Source organism: Hominimerdicola alba, assembly GCF_900112155.1.
In the GTDB taxonomy this organism is placed as follows: domain Bacteria; phylum Bacillota; class Clostridia; order Oscillospirales; family Ruminococcaceae; genus Hominimerdicola; species Hominimerdicola alba_D.
The window spans coordinates 1-2,722 of the sequence record NZ_FOKQ01000093.1; the positions used below are offsets into that span (position 1 = coordinate 1).

At 35.5% G+C, this 2,722-nt stretch carries 3 protein-coding genes and 1 pseudogene; all 4 read right to left on the reverse strand.

Annotated elements, in window-relative coordinates; translation table 11 throughout:
* Positions 1 to 70: 70 nt before the first annotated feature.
* Positions 71 to 313, reverse strand: a complete 243-nt coding sequence (locus tag BM265_RS19420; RefSeq protein WP_074963559.1) for a hypothetical protein — start codon at positions 311 to 313, stop codon at positions 71 to 73.
* A gap of 12 nt (positions 314 to 325) precedes the next feature.
* Positions 326 to 1,204, reverse strand: coding sequence for a hypothetical protein (locus tag BM265_RS19425; RefSeq protein ID WP_074963560.1), 879 nt, complete (start codon positions 1,202 to 1,204; stop codon positions 326 to 328).
* A gap of 60 nt (positions 1,205 to 1,264) precedes the next feature.
* Positions 1,265 to 1,717 carry a hypothetical protein gene (locus BM265_RS19430; protein ID WP_074963561.1) on the reverse strand — a complete coding sequence of 151 codons (453 nt, stop codon included), beginning with the start codon at positions 1,715 to 1,717 and terminating at the stop codon, positions 1,265 to 1,267.
* Positions 1,718 to 1,975: 258 nt separating this feature from the next.
* Positions 1,976 to 2,722 (reverse strand): annotated as a pseudogene (locus BM265_RS20325) (hypothetical protein); the annotation flags it as partial.

Genomic DNA, 2,722 nt, shown 5'->3' on the forward strand with positions numbered 1-2,722 from the left:
TCCATAACTTGGTTCATTTCTTGAACATAACTTTATGAAATACTGAGATTTCGCGAGTATTTACGAGATTTTACAAGATATTTTGAGGAGGAAAAAGCATTATAAAAGCAGTTTGTAAAAAGACCGTTTCAATAAGAATAGTATCAAAGTTTGAAAAGCCAAAGCCCATGTGATTGAACATATCAACAGCATCATATCCCGAACTTCTGAAAAATTCAGCATTTCTATCAATACTAAGAACATCTGCCAGATCAAACACCAATAAAAGAACTAACCAGACTGACATTTTTGCCAAGCTTCTTCTATCGATCATTTTATCACCTACTCAATTTATCTGATCATGTTTTGAATGGATATAAATAACTAATAAACTTATCGCCAGTATCAAAGCATTTAATCCAAAGAACAGCAGATAAGACCTGCCGTAGATCATGTTATCTGTCGATACTTCAGCATATCCCAAAGGATTCAGCATAATATAACCGAATCCATTTTTTGAAATTTCCGCAGAATATGCTGCATCACAAAGTTTGATAAAAACAAAAGCCAGAACAAAAACAAGCACAGCAAATTTTCTTATAAAAAGAGAAAAAGCAAACGCAGTCACAGAACATACTCCACTAAAAATTGAAATACAGAATGCTGCAAACAATTCGCCAAGAACAGGAGATACTGTCAACAAAGAAAGCTGAAAATCATTTTTCACTATAAAGGTATGTTCAACTGCCATTTCGCTGAAATTCATATGAAACAAGTTTATTATTGAATTTCCGCCAAAAATGTGATTAAGCGTTATCCCTACAAGCAAAGGCAGAAACAACACCAGAAATCCGCCTGTAAAAACAGCAGCAGTTTTTGTCATAAAATAGCGTTTATTTCCGCATCGTGATTGGATTATTTCAGATATGTGTAAGCTTTTATCTGTAATGAATGAAAACGCAAACGGCATGGGAGCGATAAAAGGAAAGATAAATTTCAGAACGTTTAGAAACTGTGACATTTCATTAAGAATATAATTATCAGAAGCAGGGTATGCAGAAATATCTTCAAGCGGAAACAATGTATCATCTATATTTGAAAGCAGTATCGGACTAAATCCGTCAATAAAAGCAATGCATATTACAATCATTACCAATGTAAAACTGTATTGGAATCCGCGTTTTGCTGTCATCAGCTTTAATTGGAAAATATATGATCTCAGCATTTTACTCCTCCTTTTTAAATAACAGCTGCACGCCAAAACGTACAGCTGTTATTTTTAATTTTACATATAACCAACCTGACCACTTATTACACAACCAGAATCTCCCCAATGAGATAATTCACACGAACCATCTATTCTATATGTGTGATAACCATCAGGTATTCCATCAAAATACTTCATGACACCGTTACTAATATCATTATTACTATAGGAGATTTCATTTGTGGTATAACTTCCATTGCTACATCTCAACGTTGGTGTGCCTAAATAATAACCACTAATCGAAGAACGTGATGTAATTTTAGCTCCTATCGCATAATCAACATCCACATATTGACTAAATACTGTCGTATAAAGAGTATCATAACAATATTTGAAATAAAAGTCGGAATTAGTCCTGTTCTGCTCAAAAAATTTAAAATCATTTGGTATATACGCAGCAGCCTGAATCACAAGCATTGAACCAATGACTATAACGCCCATTAATGATGCAGTTATCTTTTTAACATTCATAATTAATCCTCCTTATTATAACGTGCTTAAAGGTTTTTACTTAAATTAGATTTACCAATACACTGGAATCACCTTTCTTTCAGTAAATGTAATACTATTGTGATTTTAACACGTTATTCATTTTATATTAATTGTAAAATGAATAACTAAATTTGTCAAGTACATTTTATAATTTCAACCGAGAAGCTACATCTATAACTGTGATGATATGCTGAAAAGATCCATACTGTGATTATTTCAAGGATGAGAATTTGTAGATTACTTTACTGTGACCACAAACGATCTGCAATTTATCTTTCTAGTATCCCACTCGTCGTTGATTTTTGCGCAGATAACTATTTCAGCAGTGCTGCCGGCTTTGAGTTTCGGTGATATGAAATTATTTTTGTCTGTGTATGTCCAAACCTTCCATTTTCCTGCAAGTTTAACAGCGATACCGTACTGTGTAGCGCCATCAACCGCATTCCACTCCAGTTTGAACTGGTGGTACTTATCACTGTACTTTATGTTTGTTACATTGGGGTACTTGGATACTGCCGAATTCAATGGGGTTACAGTGATTGCATTGGAGAAATCTTTATGCCATTCATTACCGATCATCGTAACAACTGCTACCTTATAACTGCTGCCTGCTTTGAGGTTATTAAGCAAATAAGATGAATCCTCGCACTGATCGATAAGCTGCCATCTGTTATTTATCCAGCCTACGACACCATACTTTTCGGCACCGTCAACAGCTGTCCAGTTGAGTTTTGCACAGCCCTCGCATTTTTCAAATGTGATAGTTGGGGCAGTGTATTTCGGAGTGCTATCAAGCGAAACAAATTCCAATCCCCATTCATCAGCATAAGACTCGGCTTCTGTTCCTGCATGACCGTAAATAACACAGTTCTCACCGAAAGCACATTTGGGTTTATCTTTAAGAGGTCTTAATGGCTGAGGCGGCGTAAGACCCGAAGTAAACTGCTCGGGAGTTTTGTGAGGATATGCACCGATGACCTCCAC

Bases quoted from the DNA above. Each gene is read 5' to 3' on its own strand.
- BM265_RS19430 (WP_074963561.1), bottom strand. From the start codon at position 1,717: ATGAATGTTAAAAAGATAACTGCATCATTAATGGGCGTTATAGTCATT.
- BM265_RS19420 (WP_074963559.1), bottom strand. From the start codon at position 313: ATGATCGATAGAAGAAGCTTGGCAAAAATGTCAGTCTGGTTAGTTCTT.
- BM265_RS19425 (WP_074963560.1), bottom strand. From the start codon at position 1,204: ATGCTGAGATCATATATTTTCCAATTAAAGCTGATGACAGCAAAACGC.